At 40.3% G+C, this 24,493-nt stretch carries 17 protein-coding genes; 5 read left to right on the top strand and 12 right to left on the bottom strand.

Going from position 1 to position 24,493, the window contains the following annotated elements; all coding sequences use genetic code 11:
• Nucleotides 1-128: 128 nt before the first annotated feature.
• The 6 genes from AACQ83_RS11230 to AACQ83_RS11205 form a co-directional block, all read right to left on the bottom strand.
• Nucleotides 129-473, bottom strand: a complete 345-nt coding sequence (locus AACQ83_RS11230; RefSeq protein ID WP_011146999.1) for a YegP family protein — start codon at nt 471-473, stop codon at nt 129-131.
• Nucleotides 474-570: 97 nt separating this feature from the next.
• Nucleotides 571-1,275, bottom strand: a complete 705-nt coding sequence (gene baeR / locus AACQ83_RS11225) for a two-component system response regulator BaeR (protein ID WP_112877743.1) — start codon at nt 1,273-1,275, stop codon at nt 571-573.
• On the bottom strand, nt 1,272-2,660 hold the full coding sequence (baeS, locus tag AACQ83_RS11220; protein ID WP_112877742.1) for a two-component system sensor histidine kinase BaeS: 1,389 nt from the start codon (nt 2,658-2,660) through the stop codon (nt 1,272-1,274). Before baeS ends, baeR begins: the two co-directional genes overlap by 4 nt.
• Nucleotides 2,657-5,743 (bottom strand): multidrug efflux RND transporter permease subunit MdtC, encoded by a 3,087-nt coding sequence (gene mdtC / locus AACQ83_RS11215; protein WP_112877741.1) that lies wholly within the window; start codon nt 5,741-5,743, stop codon nt 2,657-2,659. The genes baeS and mdtC overlap by 4 nt, the downstream gene beginning before the upstream one ends.
• On the bottom strand, nt 5,740-8,886 hold the full coding sequence (locus AACQ83_RS11210) for an MdtB/MuxB family multidrug efflux RND transporter permease subunit (RefSeq protein WP_112877740.1): 3,147 nt from the start codon (nt 8,884-8,886) through the stop codon (nt 5,740-5,742). The genes mdtC and AACQ83_RS11210 overlap by 4 nt, the downstream gene beginning before the upstream one ends.
• Complete coding sequence (locus AACQ83_RS11205; RefSeq protein ID WP_112877739.1) at nt 8,886-10,091, bottom strand: MdtA/MuxA family multidrug efflux RND transporter periplasmic adaptor subunit; 1,206 nt, start codon at nt 10,089-10,091, stop codon at nt 8,886-8,888. The genes AACQ83_RS11210 and AACQ83_RS11205 overlap by 1 nt, the downstream gene beginning before the upstream one ends.
• A gap of 478 nt (nt 10,092-10,569) precedes the next feature.
• On the opposite strand from AACQ83_RS11205, the gene AACQ83_RS11200 reads away from it, so the two are divergent.
• The 3 genes from AACQ83_RS11200 (at nt 10,570) to AACQ83_RS11190 (ending at nt 13,266) form a co-directional block, all read left to right on the top strand.
• Nucleotides 10,570-11,499: a nucleoside hydrolase gene (locus AACQ83_RS11200; RefSeq protein WP_112877737.1), complete on the top strand. Its 930-nt coding sequence runs from the start codon at nt 10,570-10,572 to the stop codon at nt 11,497-11,499.
• A gap of 25 nt (nt 11,500-11,524) precedes the next feature.
• Nucleotides 11,525-12,514: an adenosine deaminase gene (gene add, locus AACQ83_RS11195; RefSeq protein ID WP_112877736.1), complete on the top strand. Its 990-nt coding sequence runs from the start codon at nt 11,525-11,527 to the stop codon at nt 12,512-12,514.
• A gap of 143 nt (nt 12,515-12,657) precedes the next feature.
• On the top strand, nt 12,658-13,266 hold the full coding sequence (locus AACQ83_RS11190; protein ID WP_240000776.1) for a Crp/Fnr family transcriptional regulator: 609 nt from the start codon (nt 12,658-12,660) through the stop codon (nt 13,264-13,266).
• Nucleotides 13,267-13,351: 85 nt separating this feature from the next.
• Here AACQ83_RS11190 and AACQ83_RS11185 read toward each other — a convergent pair whose 3' ends face one another.
• From AACQ83_RS11185 to AACQ83_RS11170, 4 genes are read right to left on the bottom strand one after another with little or no spacing between them, the layout of a single operon-like run.
• Nucleotides 13,352-14,884, bottom strand: a complete 1,533-nt coding sequence (locus AACQ83_RS11185) for an asparagine synthetase B family protein (protein ID WP_112877735.1) — start codon at nt 14,882-14,884, stop codon at nt 13,352-13,354.
• A gap of 35 nt (nt 14,885-14,919) precedes the next feature.
• Complete coding sequence (locus AACQ83_RS11180; RefSeq protein WP_112877734.1) at nt 14,920-16,275, bottom strand: 3-phosphoshikimate 1-carboxyvinyltransferase; 1,356 nt, start codon at nt 16,273-16,275, stop codon at nt 14,920-14,922.
• Between the two features lie 27 nt (nt 16,276-16,302).
• Nucleotides 16,303-17,607 carry a 3-phosphoshikimate 1-carboxyvinyltransferase gene (locus AACQ83_RS11175; RefSeq protein ID WP_112877733.1) on the bottom strand — a complete coding sequence of 435 codons (1,305 nt, stop codon included), beginning with the start codon at nt 17,605-17,607 and terminating at the stop codon, nt 16,303-16,305.
• A gap of 50 nt (nt 17,608-17,657) precedes the next feature.
• Nucleotides 17,658-18,056, bottom strand: a complete 399-nt coding sequence (locus AACQ83_RS11170) for a RidA family protein (RefSeq protein WP_112877732.1) — start codon at nt 18,054-18,056, stop codon at nt 17,658-17,660.
• Nucleotides 18,057-18,507: 451 nt separating this feature from the next.
• On the opposite strand from AACQ83_RS11170, the gene AACQ83_RS11165 reads away from it, so the two are divergent.
• On the top strand, nt 18,508-19,746 hold the full coding sequence (locus AACQ83_RS11165) for an ATP-grasp domain-containing protein (protein WP_112877731.1): 1,239 nt from the start codon (nt 18,508-18,510) through the stop codon (nt 19,744-19,746).
• Between the two features lie 15 nt (nt 19,747-19,761).
• Nucleotides 19,762-20,607, top strand: a complete 846-nt coding sequence (locus AACQ83_RS11160) for a DMT family transporter (protein ID WP_112877730.1) — start codon at nt 19,762-19,764, stop codon at nt 20,605-20,607.
• 258 nt (nt 20,608-20,865) lie between these two features.
• On the opposite strand, the gene ppx is transcribed toward AACQ83_RS11160, so the two are convergent.
• Both ppx and ppk1 read right to left on the bottom strand, forming a co-directional pair.
• Nucleotides 20,866-22,398 carry an exopolyphosphatase gene (gene ppx, locus AACQ83_RS11155; protein WP_112877728.1) on the bottom strand — a complete coding sequence of 511 codons (1,533 nt, stop codon included), beginning with the start codon at nt 22,396-22,398 and terminating at the stop codon, nt 20,866-20,868.
• A gap of 3 nt (nt 22,399-22,401) precedes the next feature.
• Nucleotides 22,402-24,471, bottom strand: a complete 2,070-nt coding sequence (gene ppk1 / locus AACQ83_RS11150; RefSeq protein WP_112877727.1) for a polyphosphate kinase 1 — start codon at nt 24,469-24,471, stop codon at nt 22,402-22,404.
• Nucleotides 24,472-24,493 lie beyond the last annotated feature (22 nt).

Raw genomic sequence — 24,493 nt, 5'->3', positions numbered from 1 at the left:
TAACGCTTAATTTGTTGGGGATACAAATTTATTAGCACGAAACGTTCTGTTCTGTTGATCGATGAAGAGCGCCTTATCAATTGACGATAGTTTTCAACTGATAAGGTGCGGTTTATCATGAAAAAATATTATTCTGACTTTGTCAGATCTCGAACATTGACGCTAGAGCCATGTTTAATTGCAGATTGAATGCCTTTTTTGACTGCCACTTCGTTATCGTAAGACTCGCTGATGCCGATAACTTGGTAGTTTCTCGCTTTCAGCACGAAATAGGACTTGCCAGATTTGTTTTCTCTGATTTCGAAGTTTTTTTCTGCCGGTGAATTTGCTTGGACAGAACGAATTCCTTTATTCGCTGCTGCCTTGGTAGTATACATTTCACTGGTAAGGATAACTTCACCGTTCGATGCTTTTAAATTGAAGTAATACTGCTTGTTTTTTGTTCTCTTAAGATCATAATGACCTACAGCCATAAGAAATTCCTCCAATTAAAGGTAAGTATTTTTAATATAGCTGAATTTCTGACCGGTGAAAGGTTGAAAGAAATTTAATTCAGTTAAAGTGTGACAGTTATAACAAACGGCATATATCCGCTTCCCATCGGTAACCAAGTCCATAAATAGAACGAATGAATGTTTTACTGTTATCCAATTGTTCCAGTTTACGGCGTAAATTTTTAATGTGGCTATCAATGGTACGGTCTGTCACGATTCGGTGATCGTCATATAGATTATTCAATAGCTTATCGCGGGAAAATACTTGCCCAGGGCGACTTGCCATCGTTTTTAATAACCGGAATTCAACTGGGGTCAAATCCAATATTTTATCGCGGTAACGCGCTTGAAAACAGGCTTCGTCAATTTGTAGATCGCTTTGCTTGACAATATCTTGTGGTCGGTAACAGCGACGAAGAATTGTTTTAACTCGCGCGACAATTTCACGCGGGCTGTAAGGTTTACAAATATAATCATCTGCCCCGATTTCCAATCCAAGTAAACGGTCAATTTCTTCCGTCTTGGCGGTGACCATAATAATCGGTACGTCAGAGAAGCGGCGAATTTCCCGACAAATAGAGATGCCATCACAACCTGGAAGCATTAAATCCAGCAAAATAATATCTGGATTGTGTTGCTGTACATGGGAGACCGCTTCATCACCTCGCAGTAGCCATTGGGTTTCGTAATCAGCCGCCCGCAAGTAATCAACCAGCAATTGCCCAAGCTTTGGCTCATCTTCAACAATCAAAACAGTATAATGCCCAAATTCTGTACTCATAACGTTTCGTCGTCGAGGGATTCAGTTAGCGGCAATTCTACGATAATTCTCAGGCCGCCTAAAGGTGAGGGTTCGGCATGGATCGTACCGTTATGTGCTTCAACGATGTTATTGCAAATGGCTAACCCAAGTCCTGATCCACCACTGGCACGGTTTCGTGAGGATTCACTGCGGTAGAATCGTTCAAAAACCTGTTGGCATTGCTCTGGTGACAAGCCGGGCTTGCTGTCCTCCCAATTCAGAATGAAGTGGTTATCGTCAGAACAACCTTTAATGATCAATTTTCCATTATCAGCGGTATAGCGAAGACTATTTTCCAGTAAATTATGAAATAGCTGAGTCAATCTGCTTGGGTCAGCAAACACCATAATAATTTCAGGAAGTTTAACATCCACTTGGATTTGTTTATCAAGGAAACGTCCATGATAAGATGCGATAGCAACCTGAATTAACTCACTGATGTTGATAAATTCTTTCCGGTATGCCAGCGCCCCGCGATCGGATAGAGATAGCTGGTGTAGATCATCAACCAGTTTGGTCAATGTGGTAATTTCAGCCAATAACGAATTGAGTGTTTCTGGCGTTGGTTTGTGAACACCATCCTGTAACGCTTCTAATTCACCACGCAATATAGAAAGGGGAGTGCGCAGTTCATGAGAAATATCCGCCATATAATCGCGACGCATCTGCTCGTTTTTTTCCAGGGTACTGGCGAGCTGGTTAAAATTGTGGGCAAGCTGACCAATTTCATCTTTACTTGATGGTGTGACTCGGGCACTGAAATCACCGGCTGCCAGTTTATGCGTCCCTTCAACCAAACGTTTAACGGGTTTTAACATACCGCGGGATAATAATAGCGTGGCTATCATTGCTAGCAAGGTAGATAAACCGGCAATTATCCAGCTTGTCAGTTGTTGTTGGCGATCAAAACTGATATCCGCTTGACGGGTAATTTTATCTGATGTGCTAACAATGACCCAGCCAACGACTTGATGATGATAGATGATCGGTTTGCGATAAGTCTCTGACGGGATTTTACCTTCGTGACCGACCAGCGGTTTCATGTCACTGTCCACCACCCAAAATTGAGTTCGCCAACCGCGAGGTGGTGGACCTTGATGGCTTTCACTGGTTTGCTCAATGGAGCGGATGATTTGAAAAATTACCCGGTCATTCCTTTTTAAGAATTTCCAGCTGCCATATTGTTGATATTGTTCGGCCAGTGCTTCGGCTAACATGGCAGTACGTAACTGGATATTTTGTTTTATATAACCAATAAAACCATACTGGAAGCTGCTTCTTACGCCCCAGTGCATGGTGATGAGTACTAGCATGCAAGTGGCGAAAATGGCCATAAACAGTTTACCACTGATGCTAAGTTTCATGATTGCTCCATAATTTGCCTGGTGGTACGCCGTTGTTGCCATTTTTCCCTTAGTCGATCAAAACAGAGATAGACAACCGGTGTGGTATACAGTGTTAAAAGCTGGCTCATAACCAAACCACCCACAATGGTTATTCCTAAGGGTTGGCGTAATTCCGTACCGTCGCCACTACTCAAAACCAGTGGCAGGGCACCAAACAAGGCGGCCAGAGTGGTCATCAGAATCGGACGGAAACGTAACAGGCTGGCTTGGAATATCGCATCACGGGCGTGAATATTATCGTTACGTTGAGCTTCAATAGCAAAGTCCACCATAATAATGGCGTTCTTTTTCACGATACCAATCAATAACATGATGCCTATTAATGCTATCAGGCTGAATGGTGTGTCAAACAGTTCCAATGCCAGCAGGGCACCAATACCGGCGGAAGGCAGGGTAGAGAGAATAGTCAATGGATGGATATAACTTTCATACAGGATCCCTAGCACCAGATAGACGGTAATAATGGCAGCCAGAATCAAGAATAATTGTGATTTCAGGGTTTCCTGGAAAATCTGGGCGGTGCCTGCAAAAGTGCCACGAACCGTTGAAGGTACGCCAAGTTCGGTTATGGTTCTTTCAATCGCATTGATAGCATCAGAGAGGGTATAGCCTTCGGATATATTGAAAGCAATGGTTGAAGCAGCAGAAAGCCCCTGATGATTTACACTGAGTGGCGCGTTAGCCGGTTGCCAGTGAGCAAAATAGGAGAGCGGAATGGCTTTTCCTTGATTGTTAATCACAAACATTTTTTCCAGTGCGCTGACATCCTGTGTATATTCTGGTGCAACTTCCATCACCACCTTGTACTGATTAAGTGATTGATAAATAGTGGATATTTGTCGCTGACCAAAAGCATTATTTAGCAAATTATTGGCTTCACTGACATTAATGCCCAGACGAGACATGGTATCGCGGTCATAGATTATTGCCATTTCAGCTCCTTTATCCTCCTTATCTGAATTCACGTCGACCAGTTGTGGCAATTGCCCTAATGCTTTACGTATAACAGGCTCCCATTTGCGAAGATCATTCAAATCATCTGCCAGCAATGTGAATTGATAGCTGGCATTAGCCTGGCGGCCGCCAGCCCTGATATCCTGTACCGGAATGAGAAATAGATTTGCTCCCGGCTCATTAGCAAGTTTAATTCTCAGGCGTGAAATAACCTGTTCAGCGCTTTCTGAACGCTCTTTCAATGGTTTCAGAGAGATAAACATAAAGCCATTATTTACCCGTCCACCACCGGTAAAACCGATAACGCTGTCTACCGTAGGATCTGCATTGATTGTCTGCATGAAATTTTTCATTTTTTCACGCATAGATTGGAAAGAGATACTTTGATCTGCCCGAACAAACCCTAGCAACCGACCGGTATCCTGCTCTGGGAAGAAAGTTTTAGGGATATTGATATAGAGCCAAACATTTAGGGCAATGATGCCAGCCAAAATTAACAATACCCAACGGCTATGATTAAGAACCCACATCAGGGAGCGTCCGTAAATTTGCTGAATTTTCAGTAGAACTTTACCGAATCCTCGTATTTTCTTCTGTGCTTTGGGGCGCTGAGATTTTAGTAAATGAGCGCACATCATTGGCGTTAGTGTTAGAGAAACTAATAGTGAGATGCTGATTGATGTGGTTAGGGTAATGGCAAATTCACGGAACAGCCGACCAACCAATCCATCCATGAGCAGAAGGGGGATAAAGACTGCTACCAGCGAAATACTCATCGAGAGGACCGTAAAACCCACTTCCCGGACACCCTGTAGGGCCGCTTGCATAGGTTTTATGCCTGCTTCAAGGTGGCGGGAAATATTCTCCAGTACCACAATCGCATCATCTACCACAAATCCTGTGGCAACCGTTAGCGCCATTAAGGAAAGATTGTTCAAACTGAAACCGCACAGATACATAGCGGTAAATGTGCCAATGAGTGAAACAGGTACCGCAATGGCAGGGATCAATGTTGCGCGACCAGAACGCAAGAACAGGAATACCACCAGAATGACCAGCCCGATAGCAATCACCAATGCTCGTTCTACTTCCACTATTGAAGCACGAATAGTTGGTGTGCGGTCTTGAGCAACTTTAAGTTGAATACTGGCAGGAATAGATTCACGTAATGCAGGTAATTGTTCACGGATACGGTTTACTGTGGCGATAATATTCGCGCCAGCCTCACGGCGAATGATCAACAAAATAGCTGGTTTACCGCCAGACATTCCGGCTGCTCTGACATTCTGAACAGAATCTTTTACATTTGCTACATCCTGCAATCGCACTGGTGAATTGTTGTTGTAGTGAACGATGATCGGGCGATAGTTTTCGGCTGTTTTTAACTCATCATTCGTTTGAATTTGCCAGTGTTGCTGATCGGAATCCACATATCCTTGTGGGCGGCGAACATTGGCATTGCTGATAGCTTTGCGTACCGCATCCAGCGAAACCCCCTGATGAAACAGGGCGCCAGGATTCAATTCAACTCTGACTGCGGGTAATGAACTTCCGCCAACAGAGACTTCACTGACACCTTCAACTTGGGCGATTTTCTGAGCCAGTTGTGTAGACGCAAAATCATAAAGCTGCCCCTGATTATAGGTATCGGAAGTCAATGTGAGGATCATGATTGGGGCATCAGACGGGTTGACTTTGTAATAATGCGGCCTGCTCGGCATACCGGAAGGCAACAGACTTTGAGCGGCATTCAGCGCTGCCTGTACATCCCGTGCTGCACTGTTAATATCACGATTGAGATCAAATTCAAGCGTGATATTGGTATTGCCAAGGGAGCTACTGGACGTCATTTCATTGACTCCGGCAATTCGTCCTAAGGCGTGCTCCAGTGGAGTCGCAACCGATGAGGCCATTGTTTCCGGCGAGGCGCCCGGTAATGAGGCGTAAACGGAGATCACCGGAAAATCCACTTGTGGTAAAGGAGAAACCGGCAACAGGGTAAATCCCAATACCCCACATAGGGTTATGGCTAAACTCAATAGCGTGGTGGCAACAGGGCGTTGGATAAATAAGGCAAAAAATTTCACCGCGGCTCCTGATGATCAATAGATGAGGTGTTTGAAACTGAGAGCTGGCGATTGCGGCGATAGTGGGCCAGACGGTCAAACAGTAAATAGATCACTGGCGTAGTAAACAGTGTCAGGATCTGGCTCATAATCAATCCACCTACCATACAGATACCCAGAGGACGACGTAATTCAGCGCCTACACCGGTGCTAAGCATCAAGGGGAGTGCTCCAAGTAATGCGGCCATTGTGGTCATCAGAATCGGACGGAAGCGCAATAAGCACGCTTGATAAATGGCTTCGTAAGGCGATAATCCCTGTTCACGCTCCGCTGACAGCGCAAAATCGATCATCATGATGGCGTTTTTCTTCACAATACCTATCAACAAGATAATGCCGATGATCGCAATGACATCCAGTTCATGACCTGCCATCATCAGCGCTAATAGTGCACCCACTCCTGCTGTCGGTAATGTGGAGAGGATTGTCACCGGATGGATGAAGCTTTCATACAGTATGCCTAGCACGATATACATGGCGATAATGGCCGCCGCGATTAGCCACAATGTATTGCCCAGCGCGCTTTCAAATGCCAGTGTTGTTCCCTGGAATTGTGTGGAAATGTCTTTGGGCATTTTGATCAATTGTGCGGTATCACGAACAGCATTGACCGCCTGTTCGAGAGAAGCATCCTCGGCAACGTTGAAAGAAAATGTTGCTGAGGGAAATTGAGCCAGATGATTGATTGCCAGTGGGCCAAATCTTTGTTCAATAGTTGCAATAGTTCTGAGAGGTACGACATGGCCGTCAGTTCCGTTAAGGCGGATGTTATCAAATGCTGCCAGCCCTGGAGTCGATGTCACATCATGTTCCAAGATGATCCGATACTGATTAGCCTGCGTATAAATGGTTGAAATCAGCCGCTGGCCGAACGCGTTATAGAGTGCGTTATCTATAGCGGCCATTGAGATGCCCAATCGGCTGGCAATGTCTCGGTCTACTTTAACGTAGGCGATCAGCCCCTGATCTTGCCAGTCACTGCTGATATCAACTAGCTCTGCTCTCTGCTTTAGTTCAGCCAGCAATTTTGGCACCCAGATACTCAGTTCATCCAGAGAGGTTGCCTGCAAAGTGAATTGGTATTGGGTACGGGTAACCTGAGTGTCAATCGTCAAATCCTGCATCGGTTGCAGATAGAGCTTTATGCCGGGTATAGCGGCAACTTTTTCCTGCAAACGCGGAATAATGTCAACGATTCTGTCATCACGCTGATTGAGTGGTTTTAGTGTGATTTGCAGTCGCCCGTTATTCAATGTTGGGTTACTGCCATCAACGCCTACAAAAGTGGTGACATTTTCTACTGCCGGGTCTTGCAGTAATAAGGATGAAACCTGCTGTTGTTTATTCACCATTGCAGCAAAGGAAATGGATTGCGGCGCTTCCAGTGTTCCCTGAATCAGCCCATTATCCTGTGATGGAAAAAATCCTTTTGGAATCATCAGATAGAGCAGGGCAGTTAGCACCAATGTGCTTAGGGCGATGCTAAAGGTGATCCACGGATGGTTCAGTGCTCTTTTTAGCCATACAGCATAACCGGCAATCATTTGTTCAAAAAAGCGTTCACTGGCTTGTTCAAAACGATTGTGTTTTGTCTGTGATTCCGGTTTCAATATTCGAGCGCACATCATGGGGGTTAATGTCAGTGAGACAATAGCTGAAATCAGAATTGCCACGGCCAAGGTAATTGCAAACTCACGAAACAGGCGGCCAACGATATCGCCCATAAAAAGCAGCGGGATCAGTACCGCAATCAAAGAGAAAGTCAGGGAGATAATGGTAAAACCGATTTCACCCGCACCTTTTAATGCTGCTGTCATCGGTTTCTCGCCTTGTTCTATATAACGGGAGATATTTTCAATGACCACAATGGCATCGTCTACGACAAAACCGGTGGCAATGGTGAGCGCCATTAGCGTCAGATTATTGACGGAGAAACCGCAGAAATACATCACTGCGAATGTACCGATCAGTGAAAGAGGAACGGCGATACTGGGGATAAGTGTTGCGATACCGTTACGTAAAAACAGATAAATCACCATAACAACCAGTGCAATTGCCAGTAACAGCTCAAACTGAACATCTTTCACTGAGGCACGAATGGTTGTCGTGCGGTCGGTCAGGATTTTCATATCGACGAACTTTGGCAAGCTGCTGATAAGTTCCGGCAACATCTGACGAATGTTATCCGTAGTTTCAATCACATTGGCGCCTGGCTGGCGCTGAACATTAATCACAATGGCTTGTTTGTTATTTGACCATGCACCTAGTTTGGTGTTTTCAGCGCCTTGTTCAATGGTTGCGACATCTTGTAACCGTACTGGTGAGCCGTTTTTATAGGCAATGATCAAGTTGCGGTAATCATTTACTGACTTCATCTGATCGTTGGCCGAAAGCGTGACAGAGCGAGTCGGGCCATCAAGGCTACCTTTGGCGGAGTTAACGTTAGCATTGTTGATAGCGGTGCGGATCGTTTCGCTATCCAATCCCTGTGCAGCGACCGCTTGGGCGTTTAGCTTCACTCTGACGGCTGGTCGCTGGCCGCCGGCGAGTGTCACCAATCCTACACCGTTGACCTGTGAAATTTTCTGTGCAATACGGGTTTCCACCATATCCTGAATCTGTGTCATCGGCATTGCATCGGAGGTGACTGCTAGCATTAGAATCGGTGGATCAGCGGGATTAACTTTGCTGTAGATAGGGGGATAAGGCAGGTCATTCGGCAATAAATTACTGGCTGCATTGATAGCCGCCTGCACTTCCTGTTCGGCGACATCTAACGGCAAAGTTAGCTGGAATTGTAATGTGATAACGGAAGCCCCGCCGGAACTTTGAGATGCCATCTGTTTAAGGCCAGACATCTGTCCGAGTTGGCGCTCCAGTGGTGCGGTGACTGCCGAAGTCATCACATCGGGGCTTGCACCGGGGTAGAGTGTGACCACCTGAATGGTGGGATAGTCCACTTCTGGTAATGCAGACACGGGCAACATGCGATAGCCGATAATACCTGCCAGTAGGATTGCTGCCATAAACAGCGTGGTGGCAACAGGTCGCAAGATGAACAGGCGTGATGGTCCGCCTCCTGGGATTGGGGAGCTTACCTGCATCAGGAATTCTCCGTTTTATCGTGTTTTTGTGGCTGAGGCATATTTGCCATCGGTGTGACAATATCCACCTTAGCGCCATCTGTCAGGCGATCGATACCATCAGTGACCACTTTATCACCTGCTGCTAAGCCGGTACTGATAACAACGCGTTTTGTATCCTGCAATTTGACCGTGACCAGATGTTTGCTGACTTTATTCTCTTTACCTAACATCCAGACAAAATTCCCTTCATTACCCATTTGCAGGGCAGCATTTGGGATCACCACTGCGTTTTCCAGTGTATCGACTTTAATACGGACATTAACAAACTGATTTGGGAATAAGATGCTATCTTGATTGGAAAAACGGGCTTTCAGCTTAATTGTGCCGGTAGCGGCATCAATTTGATTATCAATGCTCAACAGTTTTCCTTCGGCAAGTTGTTGCTGGTTATTGCGATCCCAGGCACTAACAGCGACGTTATGATTCGTTTTCTGAGCTTGTAAAACAGCATTGATATCGTTTTCAGGGAGTGAAAATAGCACATCTACTGGATCGGTTTGGGTAATAACCACGATAGGAGAGCTGTTACCACTGGAAATAAAATTTCCTACATCGATCTGCTTCAAGCCCACTTTACCGGAAATGGGAGCGGTAATACGGCTGTAAGTGAGTTGAAGTTTTGCGCTATCAATTGCTGCTTGATCAACTTTCAGACTGGCTTCGTGTTGGCGGACAAGTGCACGTTGATTATCCATTTCTTGTTGGGAAATCAGGTGAGTGTTTGCCAATTTTTGGTAGCGATTGAGATCCTGACGGGCATTCGCCAATATTGCTTCATCTTTAGCAAGCTGGCCTTTGGCTTGTGCTAGTTGAACCTGAAAAGGGCGTGGATCAATTTCTGCCAGTAAATCCCCTTGTTTAATTTGTTGTCCTTCCTGAAAGTGCAAAGCGATAAGCTGACCTTCAACCCGGCTGGTTACCGTGGCAGTATTGGCGGCCTGAATGGTGCCAAGCCCGGCCAGAAAGCGAGGGACTGCCTGCTCTTTTGCTGTGGCAACCTGTACAGGGGGTAAAGGGGAATGTCTTAAACCAGAGGATTGATCAGATGGGCTAGATTGTTGAGGGGTTTTAAGTTGGTACCAGAAAAATATAGCGGCAGCAATGGCAATAGCGGCCAGTGCTGCACGGAAAAGGAGGGTACGGTGTTTATTATTTTGATTCATTTCTTCGACATTCTCTCAAACGCAAGGCCAAGGTATTGCTTGATTATGTCCGACTGAAATATCGGTTTAATCACATGCTATTAGTTTAGACAGTGAGGATAGGCTAAAAAATGGAGAAAATGTGGAAAATATGTCAAGGAAGCGCTTTTTAAGGCAAATTAAGGCGTTTTTTGTCAGTTTTTTCGAGCCGGCTCCAGAAATTATGCAAATGATGCTGCCTCTGTTATACCCAATGGATTTCAAGATGCATCGCGACGGCAAGGGAGTGAATCCCCGGGAGCATAGCAAATTATGTGACTGGGGCTATTTAGCACATATTTCTGCGAATTGTTTATTGGTGGTACATTGTGAAATAGAGCACATATTGGTTATCTATCTCTGTGCACATTGTTTTTTTAATTCTGGAAAAAGGTCATGTGACTTTTTTTTGGCGGAACTTATAGACTAATGTAAGGAATATGATAAAGGGAAATAGGCTATGAGACATTTCATTATTGATACAGATACGGCTTCCGATGATGCAGTTGCATTACTGATGGCGCTCCGTGAACCCTCAGTTTTTATTGAAGGTATTACTATTGTTTCAGGTAATTGTGCTGTTACTCAGTGCAGGAAAAATGCATTGGTTAGTATTGAAAAAGCAGGAACATATATTCCTCCGGTATATGAAGGGATGAGTAAACCATTATTTAGAGAGCACTATGCTTCATATCATATTCATGGAAAAGATGGTATGGGTAATATGAATTTACCCGAGTCTTCGTTAATAGTAGAAGATAAACATGCAGTAGATGCAATTGTTGATATCGTGAAAAAATTTCCTGGTGAGATAGAGATAATCGCTTTGGGGCCATTAACAAATATAGCAATGGCTGTCTTAAAAGAGCCGGATTTATATAAATTTGTTAAAGTGATTTATATTATGGGAGGTTCTGGATTGAAGCCAGGTAATATTACGCCATTAGCTGAATTCAATATCTATTCTGATGCTGAAGCAGCACATATAGTATTGAATTCTGGATTGCCTCTTATGTTTTGTGGATGGGAGTTAGGTATGGAGGAGGCTTTTATTAATGAATTCGATATGGATAAATTAAATTCTTTAGGTGATCTTGGTCAGTTTGCAGTGAGCTGTAATAGAACATTGATTGAATTCAATGCGGGAAGAACGAATAGAAAAGGATTTGATCTGCCTGATCCTATAACAATGGCTATTGCTTTATATCCGAATGAAGTGATTGAGGATAAATTAGAGGTGTATGGTTATGTTGAATATCAAAGCGCACGTTCATATGGGCATTTAGTGATTGATTCAACCGATCTTCTCAATCATCCTCATAATATGAGTGTGGTGACTAAAATCAAGGGTAAGGTATTTAAGAATAAACTATTTACATTATTATCGTAATTTTAGTCATATAGGCGAATAAAAGATGAATTTTAATCCTGATTTACTGAGAAAGGTAGAATTACATACGCATCTTGATTGTGGGTTGAGTTATCATTTCGTTAAAAAGCTTATTCCTGATATTACCCATAAGTCATTTTGTGAAAAATATATTGCCCCTGAAAAATGTCATGATTTAGGTGATTTTTTAAATAAAATCATTCCTTCACTGGATTTACTACAAAAAAGGGACGTAATAGCTGATGCTGTAGAAGATCTTTTTATACAATTAAAAAGCGATAATGTAGTTTATGCTGAAATTAGATTTGCACCTTTACTTCATCTTCTCTTAGGATTAAATGAGCGCGATATTGTAGAAATTGTTTTGGAGGCAATGAAAAATTCTTCAGTCAAATATGGTATAGCAGCAGGTTTAATATTATGTACATTGCGGCATTTTTCAGAAGATCAAAGTTTGAAAACCGCATATCTTGTCAATGAATATTCTAATTACGGTGTTGTTGCTCTCGATCTTGCTGCCGATGAGGCAAGATATCCACTTAATGCGCATTTGAATGCGTTTAGAATAGTGTTAGAAAATGGTGGAAATGTTATTGCGCATGCAGGAGAAGCGAAAGGGGCTGAAAGTGTGCGCGAGACTATCAATAAATTAAATATTTCTCGTATAGGTCATGGTGTCAGAAGTGTTGAAGATCGAGATGTTATTGGTCTCCTTATAGAGAGAAATATACATTTAGAAATATGCCCGACGTGTAATATTATTTGCGATATTTATGATATCTATGAAAACCATCCAGTTAATTTTTTAAAAGAGATTGGTGTCAATATTGGGATTAATACGGATGCCCGGACAGTGGCAAATATCACCTTGTGTGAAGAATATTTGAAGATTAATCGATACTTTGGTTGGCAATATAGTGATTTTATTGAAACAAATTTGAATGCATTACAGGCTTCATTTTCTAGTAATGAATTGAAAAGTCGATTGGAAAAGGAAATAATGAAATTGTCGTAGTGAAAAATTGCATTCTATTTATCTTTTTATATAATTGGAAAAATTATATTAAATCTGTATTAGATATGTATCGGGATAAAGAGAATAAATTGAAATATTATATTGATAAATATCATCTAGATAGCATTTTTCCAGCAGAGTTTATGACAAAGTTAGATGTGGTTGAAGTGAAGAAAAATAGCTATCTTACACATCAGTCATCAATTTTTACTCATCTCTATATTTTAGTTGAGGGTAAACTAAAGGTTGAGTTTTATAATATTAATGGAAAATTTTCTGTTTTTGCCTTTGCTACTCCTCTTTTTCTTATTGGAGATTTAGAACTTTTTCATTCCCAAGGCGATAACATAATTAATACTGTCTTTGCTCAGGAGCGATCAGTACTGCTATCAATTCCGTTAGAGACGGTAAGAATATTTGGATTAACAGATGCTGTATTTCTTCAATTTGTTTGTAAACAACTCAGTAATAAGCTTTTTGAGTCTTCTTTGTTTCGAACGGGAATGTTTTTAACTGTTGAGGATAAGTTAAAGCGATTTCTTTACTATCATTCGAAAAGAAATGGAACTGTGTTGGTATTAGAGAAAAGGGAAGATTTAGCATCTGTTTTAGGTGTTTCAGTCAGGCAATTAAATAGAGCTATTAAGAGTTTAAATGAAAAAGGAATAATTGTATCAAAGAATAAGAGAGTTGAAATTATTGATTATGATTTTTTAAAAAAGGATATTGAGTTTCAATTTGATGCCAAGTGATGGAAATAAAAAATTCTATTTTTTATTTCCAAATAGCTGCATTATTAACAGAATAAACAATGCAGCAATCAATATAATGGTTAAATTACGATATGAAATTAAAGTAACCCGATTCTGAAAAATCTTTGCCAGATTCTTTGAAACGCTCTTTCGGTAGTGGATAACCCAAAGAGAGATATTTTTCAGCGAAATATAATGAACTTTGATGGGTTAACCCGATAGAATTAAGGTTGTCAACCATGCTTCTCGGTAGATTGCATTTAATATCTTTAACGTAATCAACGATAGTATTTTTTACACCACTGCCATCTGGCATTCTTATTTTTGGCCTGTCAATGATATATTCGGGTATTTTTCCTCTGAATGCTTCGCGTAAAATATGTTTTTCTATCCCATTATTGAGTTTGTAAGAAAAATCCAAGCTTAAAACATAAGGCACTAGTGCTGAATCCATAAAGGGAACTCTTGCTTCAACAGTATTTCTCATGCTTGCCCGATCAACTCTTTGTAAATCAGTCCTATAAAGATTATTTAATCGATATAGGGAGAGGTGATGGGGGTCGGGGTATGTTTTAAATAAATCGTAACCAGCAAAAATTTCATCACTACCTTCTCCACATAAAGCAATTTTAAAGCCAAGGCGGTTAGCAATATAATAGCCAAAGTGAGCAATAGTTGAATCAATCGCATCGATTTGTTCGAAAAATTCACCATAATAGATAGCATCTTGGATATTATTGATTAATTCTTCCTGAGTAAATGTATATATAATATGCTTTATATTATTCTCAGAACAATATCTTTGGGCAATTTCAATGTCTTTTGAACCCGGTAATCCAAATGAAATCGCCGTAATATCGTGGTGATATTTTTTTGCAAGATAAAGTACGATGGTACTGTCTATGCCGCCGCTAAACATAATTGACACAGGTAGGTCTGTGTCAACTCGCTTTCTGACGGCATTATCTAACAGTGAATAGACTTTTTCTTTTGCCTGTTCGAAGTTATCGCTGCTTGCTGGGATAGTTGTGTCGTAGCTAATATATTTCTCACTAGTAAATCCGTCGAAAATTGAACCGGGTTCAACAGGTTTAATTTCTGAGTTAAACTCGATCAATGATTTTATTTCTGATGCTACATACCAGTTACCCTCTTTTTGGGTGTAATAGAGAGGTTTTATACCGACGTGATCTCTGCCTAATAAGAATTTATTATTCTTATTATCAAATAGAATAAAACTAAACATGCCATCTAATTTTTTAATAAATGACTTGCCATAGCAAATGTAGGCAATTAGGGCAACTTCTGCATCGCCACCATTTTTAAATTGATAACCTTGTTTAATTAATTCATTTCGAAGAGATTTGTAATTATAAATTTGACCATTCAGAACAAGATGAAGATCATGTTCCTGATTTGATATGGGTTGATAGGCTGAATCGCGTTCGACAATAGCAAGCCTGTTGGTTGCGATTGAAAAGTTATTTCTGACAATCTTCTCATTAAATCGAGATGGATCGCCCCGATGTGCTATTTTTGACATTATCGTCTGTAGCTTATTCTCAATATCATCAATAAGCCTATTTTCTGTATTAAAAACACCACCAATTCCACACATAGTGAATTCCTTCGGTTAAGAGTTATCAATGATATTTAAACGTCTTCTGGTATAGGGCCAGAATATTTTAATTCGTTCACATTGGCGCCTAATGTGGATATTTCGGCGAAATATTCTGGATAGGTCTGACCAACATGATATGGCTCACTGATAATGAGGGGCTCATCACAATGTAAACCTATTGTTGTGAGTGCCATGATTAATCCATGATCGTAATGACCATCAACAATAATGCCGCCTTTATATCCATATGGATTGCCATAAATAATTAATTGGTCTAGCTTCTCTTCTGATCTAATCCCTATTTTGTCTAATTCCCGTCGAAAATCAGAAATTCTGTCTGATTCTTTATAGCGGATATGTTCAATGTTATAGAAAACGCTTTTACCGTCGGCAAACGCAGCTAATGCAGCAAGTGCTGGTACCGCATCTGGTGCCAGTGAACCATCGAAATCCTGCGCTTTTAGGATTCCGCCAGATCGAATATTGAGACAATCATCCCTGATGAAGCTGATTTTCGTTCCACTGTTAATTAAATAATCCACCACCGCGCCATTACCTAATTCTTCCTCAAAGAAACCGTTTAGGGTGACATCAGAATTCAGTGAGGTACAAAGTGCAAGGATTGCCGCCGTGCTGGCTGGATCAGCGCCGACGCTAAATTCTGATGGAATAAATCGATTTTTTCCTGTCGTAAAGAAATTGCGGAATTTATCATCATATTCGATATTAATGCCCGCTTTGCGCAAATTATTAATTGTCGTGTGAACCATCGATGGTGCGGTAATTGTATCGATGACTTTTATTTGCAGGTCTCGTTCACTAATGGCACCTAAGTAAAGTAGTCCACTCAGGAATTGAGAGCTCTTTCTGCATGAAATTTCAGTGTAACTACCGATGTTTCTATCTGATTTCATGCTTATCGGCAAAAGTGAATCAGGCCCAACAGAGGTGCACTGAATATTGAGTAATTTTAATGCATTGACCATTTCTGATTGTGATCGTGTACCCAGGGAGTAACTGTATTCTGTAATAAATTCAGTATCAGGTAAATAACCGGCTACTCCCATTAATAGCCTTAATACAACGCCAGAATTACCTGGGTTAAAGATGATTTTTTTATCAATTTTTCTGATATCTATGCCTTCTACGATTGTCCTTGTAATATCACTATTAAATGATGCCCCTAAACGGGAACAGTTTAATTTCATTGCTGTTGTATTGTTCCCTGATGCCATGTTATTTATTTTACTTGTACCTTCCGTTAATGATGCAGTCAGAATGGCGCGAGTTGAAGAACTTTTGGAGGCAGGTAAGGTTATTGAGCCATTTAATGATTTTGTTTTGTTTATTTCGATAAATGGCGGATGATTATTACCATAATAATTCATATTTTTGTCTCGCTTTTATACTGTTAGCTAACTTATTTTAGCTCCGAGAGAACTTAAGGATTGGATAAATCCAGGAAAACCATCATCTAATTTATGTATATGATTAACCGTTGTTCGTTCTCTTGCCCCTAGTGATGCAATAATATTGGATGCGCAAATCCGATGATCATAATAACTGAATATTTCGACGCCTCCGTTTAATGGTCCGTTACCGTTGATCCTTATTTTGTTGAAAGCCCCAGTATCATCAAAAATTAAATAACTTTTCCCGCCCATCATGCGTATATTTTCGTTGATAATAAATGCGCGTTGACATTTATGATTGTTTATAGCATTAAGACCGGAAAATGTAATATTTCCATTGCCATTAATCGCTGCCGCGATAATGTTAGTAGCAACGGAAGGAAGTTCATTTAAGTAGATTTCATCTGTAATGGTGTTATGTTCCTCCTCCAGGCTGATATTAAGTTGATTCTTAATTGGGTTATATTTTAAATTCATACCAAATTTTTTATATATGTCAAATAATACTCTTTCGTTAATGGTATTCCCCAAATAATAACTTCTGATGGTGACTTTGCTTGGTCGATTAATACTTAATATTGACGAAGCAATGTAGCTTAGTGATGTGAAATCAGAGGGGATGCTAATAGTAATATCCCTTGGTTGATATTCAGTTGAAATAAATGTGCTGCCTATTCGAGTGATTTGACTTCCCAATAACGCCATCATGTTAATTGTTATATCGACATATCCATTCTTAGTTTCGCCATTGTTGTTAATGATAATACTTTTCCCTTTCATAAATGGTGAAACAAGAAGAGAGAATGATAGGAATTGAGTACTCTTATTGAAGTTTAATGGCGATTGTGATGGATATATTCTTCTGGAAATAATGACAATATTTTCTTCTCGCTTTTCTGCAAATACATTCAGGTATGAAAAAAATGATTCATCATACAGACTTTCTCTGTTAAACAGTGAATCATTGCATTTTATATAAACTTCCTTTTCTGTTAGTGACGCTAAAGCGACACTGATTCTAAATAACATGCCAGAACCATTAGCATTAATGATCCCATTACAATGATAGATTGGATGTGCTCCTTTCAATATGATGTGGTTTTCACTTCTGTCCAGAATTTGCAGACCAAATTGTTGTAAAGCAATAAGGAGATCTTCGGTTTCGGTACACCACGATATATTATTTACGGTTGTTGTTTCTTCATTCAATAGTGCTAATAGTAGCGCTCTTTGGATATGAGGCTTAGATGATGGTATGACTATTTCCCCGTTAAGAGTGGAGCCGGGGAGCACGCTAATTTTATTCATGCCAAGCCTCCAGGTAGATCAATTACCATTGGTATTATTCTTTAATTTAACTATTTGCTATCGATAGCAATAGTTGTAATTTCAACGTAATGTTCTGGCTTTACCATCGATTTAACGGCAATAGTCGTATTGACCGGGCGTATATCGCCAAATTTCTCATTAAATGCTCGACAATAATCATCAAAATGTTGGAAATCTGTTAAATGTGTTACTGTGCTGACAACGTCAGTCAGTTCTGCATCAAGCTCTTTTAAATATTTCTCAATTTTTTCTATGATAAATAGAGTTTGCTCGTAAGCATTTTCCCCCATAACATTTCCATCACCATCTGAAGCGACACATCCTGCAATAAATATCTGATTGCCAACTCTTTTTCCTCTTGAGTATCCCATTTTATTTTCCCACGGAGAGGGGCTGAATACTGTTTTTCTAATTTCATGAGATGACATAAATACTCCTATAAATGAAAATATATAAGAAGAAGATTTGGGAACAATAAATTAATTTAAACAATTTATTCCGTTAACTAAAAAATATCCGTAAATCAATGTAGTATTAATAAAAGTATATAAAGTCTGATATGTCAAATAAAGTTGATTATTAAATTAGAATAATTGGGTGTTTTTTTATTTTAAAAATGAATAACTATTTTATTTTTGGCGAAAAAATTATTTTTATGAAAAAATTCTTTTTATTATTTAATTGGTTATGTATTAAATAGCTGAATCTGGTTGTATTCTGGCGGTTTTTTTATTTGAAAGTCATCTTAGTTGGAACTATACATGATGATTAGGTTGTCTTAATTTTAATGAAACTTTTTATTATTAAGTAAAATTAGATGATTTCAGGAATGAAGAAAGCGTCATAAATTAATAAATATCAACTAACGATGGGGTCGATATGCGTGTTTTTATTTTTATTGAAGCAAGACCGGTTGAATGCTCGGCAATTGATTATATTAGAGATTTGGGATTTTCTCCTGTGTTATTGACTTCAATGGAATCAATGAATAAAGGATTATATGATGATTTAAGAAAGGAATTATTTGATAATATTTATTATGTTGATACGAGAAATAGTACAGATATCATTAATTTAATTAAAGATAACCGTATTCCTGTTGCTGCAATTTTAGGTTGCTATGATGATTTTATGATTGTGGCGTCTGAAGTAGCGTTAGAATTCGGTTTACCTCACCCGGATATAGATGGTTTGAGGAATGCATTTAGTAAGAAGAATGTCAGGGATATCTTAGCACAACATGGTTATGAGCAACCTGCTTACGAGGTTTTTTCTTATAATAATATTCCAGAAAATCCTAAGGTTCCTTTTCCGTTTGTGGTTAAGCCACTTCGTGATGCAGGGGCTTATGGGGTATCACTTTGTAAATCTCAAGATGATTACCACCATGTGGTTTTAGAAATTTCATCTAATGGCACAATGTCAATGCTCGGTAAAGTTAATGAAGAGTTCTTGATAGAAGAGTTCCTGCAAGGAAATTTTTATGGGGCAGAATTAATTTATAGTCATGATGAATGGCATTTACTTGGTATCAATAGAATTTTCGTTTCTCCTGATGATGACCTGTGTATGATCGGCTTATCTCATCCTGCTGAACTGTCTGAATTTGAGTTTGCAATGGCTTGTAAGTTTGTTAAGGAGTGGGTAGCCGCTTTGGGATTACGGGGTGGTGCAATAAATGTAGAATTTGTTTATACCTCTCGTGGGCCCGTATTAGTTGAAATCAATTTGCGCATAGCGGGTGCTAGAGCGGCTCAACAGATCTTCATGACTTCTGGGATTAATATGGTCAAATACTTAGTCGATTTTGTTTGTGGTATCGAAAGTTCTATATCACCAGCGTCGGAAATCGTTTATCCATTTGTCGCTGATGCATTTGTTTTTTATCGTGGTGAGGGGGTTGTCAATGATATCAGAATAGATGCTGATATCCCTTATTTCATTTCCGCAGGGTTTAAAAAAACGCCTTTTACTATTTTATCGAAAAGTAAAAATTCATCAAAAAATAAAAACTTTGGTTCTATTGTCGGTTATGTTCTGGCTTATGGTAATAGTTGTGAGGAAGCGATGGAAAATGCGACACGTATTGCTAACCGCGTACAGTTAAAAACAAATTAATAAGAGATTATCATTATGGCTATTCTGATGGGGTTGATTTCAGCATTGTGTTGGGGAAGTACTGATTTTTTGGCAGGGCAAGTCGCAAGAAAATTCGGCGTTGCTAAATCTTTATTCTACAGTCAGCTATTTGGTTTTTTTGTTTTATCGTTGTTGCTGTTTTTTTATTTTGAGATGTCGTTTGTTAATGCAAGCTTTTTTCAACTGACCATCTGTGTTGTTGCTTCGGTTTGCAATTTAATGGCAATGGTGTTTCTGCTTAAAGCATTATCAATCGGCAAAGCCTCGATTGTCGCGCCGATTGTTTCGCTTTATGGTGCCGTTACCACGATTTTGTCACTGATAAATGGGAAACCAATGACCGCTTTGGTTTTGTTTAGTCTATTTATTTGTGTTGTTGGGGCTTGTCTAACCAGTATACCGAAATCAAAAGATGGACAACGAGAATCATCTGGTTCAATTTTCTTTGCACTTTTGTCTTCACTGATGTTTGGTTTAGGCTTCTGGTTGCAAGGGGAATTTGCTGTTAGAGATCTGGGTGTTATCAATGCATTATGGGTTTACTATTTAACCGCTGTGGTTGTTTTATTTCTCACTCTATTAAAAAAAGGAAATTTATCATTACCGCCGATTTCAATTATTGCTCTGGTTTTTTCAATTAGTTTCTTTAGTCTGATCGGGTTTGCTTCATTAGCTTACGGTTCTGCAACGGGACATGTTGCTGTTGTTACTGTTCTGAGTTCATTGGCAAGTGGAATCACCGCTTTATTAGGCTTTTTTATTCGTGGAGAACGGTTAAGTCGAATTCAGTGGATTGGTATTGTGATAATAATAGCGGGTGTCGTTCTTTTGAAATTATGACATTTATAATAGCTTGTTTCCCCGAAGAATTCGGGGGAACAGTGAGGTAATGATATTGATTAATGATAATCTGCAATAAGTTGATTATTTCATTTGATGATTTTCACCTTTCTCTATTATGACCTTTTTATTTTGTTGATGATGTTCTAATGCCGCTATGGATGAGTAAATGAAACGGCCAAATAAAATCAGAAAGCTGATAAGTAAAACCAATTTAATTATCTGAGATCGCTTCTTTTTTTTCATGGTTTGGTATCTTTATATTGATTCCTCGGCTATTTCTAATTGCCAACCCGTAACGTTATGCCAGTAACCTTGCTCTTTTTCCAGATCAAGCTGCATCAGGGTGTTTTCTGATAAATAATTGTAAGGCAGGTAGAGCGCCCAATGGCTATCATCAGTAACCAGTCTGAGTGATTCAGGAATGGTTGTGGATTGGCGTTGATTATTGAGTAAAGTTGCCAGACGTAGGATTTGAATTAATGGTAGATACTGTTTTTTCTTGAATAAATTGAATCTTGGCAAATCATCCAGTTTTATTGTCTTACGATGACAGCGAACCAAGGTTGCCAGCAGTAATTGCTGTTCCTGATTAAAGCCGGGTAAGTTGGTGTTTTGCAGAATATAGGCAGAGTGTCGCTGTAATCCGCTTAAGTTAATACTTAATCCAACTTCGTGTAACATTGCCGCCCAGTGTAAAATCGCTTCGAGTTGAGGTTGCACTAGTTTAGGGTTCTGGATTGCCCACTGTTGGTAAAGTGTTTCAGTCGTATTAAGTACACGCTTTGCCTGTTCTCTGTCGATATTATAGTGTTCAGCCAGGCTTTTTGCGGTTCTCTGGCGGATATCTTGATGACGGAAACGGCCTTCCATTTCATATAAAACGCCTTCACGTAGCGCACCATCTGAGAGTTGTAATGCTTTTATATGCAGGGTATCGAATATACCGCATAAGATTGCTAAACCAGGAATAAAGAAGTGTTTACGATCATCCGATAGTCCGGGTAAGTCGAAGGTTTTTAATTTCTTGAATTTGAGTATTTCTTTGACCAACATCTCCAGCCGTTCAGGGGTGATTAATCCGTCCTTTTCCCCCATTGCGACCAGTACTTCATACACCGCTTTAATGGTCCCGGATGCCCCAAGTGCTGAATTCCAGCCAGTGATGCGGTACTGCCATGAGAGATTTTCCAATTTTTGTGCAGCTTCAAGCCGCGCTCGGCGGAATTTTTCTGCGCTAATTTCGTCATCGGGAAAGAATTGGTGGGCGAAACTAATGCATCCCATTCGGCGGCTTTCTACTAATAATGGTTCAAAATTTTCACCAATTACCAGTTCAGTGGAGCCGCCGCCAATATCAATCACCAGTTTACGGTTTTTTTCTGGTTGTGTATGTTCTACCCCCATATAGATCAGACGAGCTTCTTCATGGCCGGAAATAATTTCAATCGGGTAGGGGATAACGTCTTTAGCGCGTTTGATAAATTCTTTGGCATTGCTGGCTTCACGTAAGCTGTGAGTGCCCACCAGACAAACGTTATCAGCAGGAAAGCCTTGTAACCGTTCAGCAAATAAAGCCAGACAGGCAAGACCGCGTGTTATTGCTTCTTCGCTTAATAGATTGTTGTTATCAAGACCGTCGGCAAGATGGACCCGTTGTTTTAAGCGACCTAAAATCTGAAATGCGTCGTTAACAATTCGGGCAATAATCATATGAAAACTGTTTGAACCCAGATCAATAGCCGCAATTTCTATTGGCCTGGGCGTCGGCTTGTCATGTGTTAGCGGCATAAATTAAGCTCTTGGTTCAGGTTGTTCGAGGGCTTTTATATAGTCATAAATAGCGAGTTGTGCCCGGATTTTCCGCTTATTACCCCGTGGCACATAACTATTGCTCAGCTCTTTATCGACGTAACGGGCTTTTACCGTATCGTTGAATTGTAATTCGAGAATGTCCAGTACCCGTTGTTTCAATTGTGGATCAAGTAGGCAAACCGCAACTTCAATTCGGTAGTCGATATTACGGGTCATCCAGTCAGCAGACGAGAGAAAGACTTTTTCGTCTCCGTCATTAGTGAATACGTAAACCCGATCGTGTTCGAGAAAACGGTCAACGATACTGGTGATCTGAATATTTTCGCTAAATCCTGGCTGGTTGGGCACCAGTGAGCACATACCACGTATCAGTAGGCGTATTTTTACCCCTGCCTCCGAAGCGTCATATAGGCGGTCCACCAGCTCTTTATCAACCAGATTATTAATCTTTAACGTAATACCTGCGGGCTTATTCGCTCTGGCGTTGGCGATTTCCTGTGAAATAAGCTGGTTGAGCATTGCGCGGGAATTTTGCGGCGAAACCATCAGATTTTCAAATTTGACCGGGCGGTAGGGATTCTCAATAAAGTTGAATACCCGGCGCACTTCGTTAGTAATTTTGGGATTTGCTGTCAGCAAGGAGTAGTCGGTGTAGAGGCGAGCGGTTTTTTCATTAAAATTGCCGGTACCAATATGGGCATAGCGAACAATTTCTTCACCTTCCAGACGGGAAATAAAAAACAGTTTTGCGTGAATTTTTAGTCCCGGTGCTGAGAAAATAACATGTACACCCGCTTCGGTTAGCCGTTTGGCCCAATGAATATTGGCTTCTTCATCAAATCGAGCCTGTAATTCAACCACGACGGTCACTTTTTTACCGTTATGGGCAGCATGGATCATGGAATCAATAATGCGGGAGTCTTTTGCTACCCGATAAATATTGATCTTGATGGAAAGTACACTTGGGTCGAAAGAAGCCTGACGTAATAATTCCAGCACATGTTCAAAGGTGTGGTAGGGATAATAGAGCAGCACATCTTGTTCACGAATCGCATCAAAACCATTACGGAAATTATCAAACCAAGTGTGCCGTAATCTCGGTAAAGGTTTATTGAGTAAGTTTCTCTTCCCCTCATTGGGGAATTTAATGAAATCTTTAAAATTGTGATAGCGTCCGCCGGCAATCACCGAATCATTGTTTGACAAGCCAAGTTTGCTACGCAGTAACCCCACCATTTCATCTGGCATTTCTCGTTGATAAACGAATCTTACTGGTTCCGCTGTCAGCCGTTGTTTCAGCGTGGATGACATTAGTTCGAGCAAGCTTGATTCCATCTCTGTTGCTAAATCATATTCAGAATCACGGGTCATTTTCATTGAATAGGCGTTCAGTGAATCATAATCGAAAAAGCCTTTGAAAATTTCATCAAGACAATAACGCATAATATTGTCTAGCAGGATCATTGATTTGCGGCGGTGTGGCATTTCAGGCGGCAAGTTAACAAAACGTGGCACCTTATCTGACGGAATTTCCAATAGTGCATATTGAATATTCTGGCCGTGAACAATTTCAACTGCCAGATAAGTGTAGTCATCTTTTAGAAATTCAACCAGGTTGGTTTCTGGATTGATCAGAATTGGCGTAATGTGTGGCCGCAGATGTTGACGAAAATATTGACGTAACCAGATTTGTTGATTTGGTGAAATTTGTCGTTCATTGATGAGAAAAATTTGATTGCGAGCTATTTCTAGTAGCAATTCATTATAGAGCACATCAAATTCTTGATCGGTTTTAGCCACTTTAGCTTGAATTTTTTTCAACACATTTCGAGCGCTGGTGGCTGATCCTCGTTCTTCATTGATTAATATTCGCCGTTTCACATCAGCAAAACGGACTTTGTAAAATTCATCCAGATTATTGGAGTAAATACCAAGGAACCGCATCCGTTCTATTAATGGATTGCTCTTATCCGCTGCTTCTTGAAGCACACGTTCGTTGAATGATAACCAACTCAGTTCTTTCTCGGTATAGAGCCTGTCTTGGGACATTGTTACTCCAGGTGTTGAGGTA

Source organism: Photorhabdus sp. S10-54 (assembly GCF_963878145.1).
GTDB classification, from domain to species: domain Bacteria; phylum Pseudomonadota; class Gammaproteobacteria; order Enterobacterales; family Enterobacteriaceae; genus Photorhabdus; species Photorhabdus kayaii.
The sequence above is the reverse complement of the archived record's forward strand: the minus strand, read 5'-3'. Positions and strand labels throughout refer to the sequence as shown.